Annotated in this window: 1 protein-coding gene; it reads left to right on the plus strand. The window is 49.6% G+C overall.

What is annotated here, in order from left to right; translation table 11 throughout:
• A partial coding sequence (locus K0T92_RS24720; protein ID WP_219875283.1) for an IS256 family transposase occupies nt 1-450 on the plus strand: 450 nt, incomplete at both ends.

Consider the following 450-nt stretch of genomic DNA (forward strand, 5'->3'; position numbering starts at 1 on the left):
GTCACTATTCGCCTACGACGGTCAGCAACATCACCGCAACCGTACTGGAGGATATCCAGACGTGGCATCAAAGACCGTTGAAAAAGCGCTACAGCGTGATCTATCTCGACGGCATGTATGTGAAACTCAAACGCAGTACGGTGAGCGGTGAGGTCATCTACTTTGCTATGGGCATTGATGAAGAAGGACATCGTCAAATCTTGGGCTTCTACATTGGTGGCCATGAGAGCTCCAATGGGTGGAAGGACGTTCTTAAGGATCTGTACGCCCGTGGCGTGCATGAAGTCTTACTCGGTGTGTTCGATGGGCTCCCGGGTTTGGAGGATGCTTTTAAAGAGATGTATCCGCGGGCAGACGTTCAACATTGCGTCGTACACAAAGTACGTTCTACGTTTCCAAAGGTTCGCGTCCAACACAAGACCGATTTTATTGATGGGCTCAAAACCATTT

Source organism: Paenibacillus oenotherae (genome assembly GCF_019443105.1).
Classification (GTDB): domain Bacteria; phylum Bacillota; class Bacilli; order Paenibacillales; family Paenibacillaceae; genus Paenibacillus_Z; species Paenibacillus_Z oenotherae.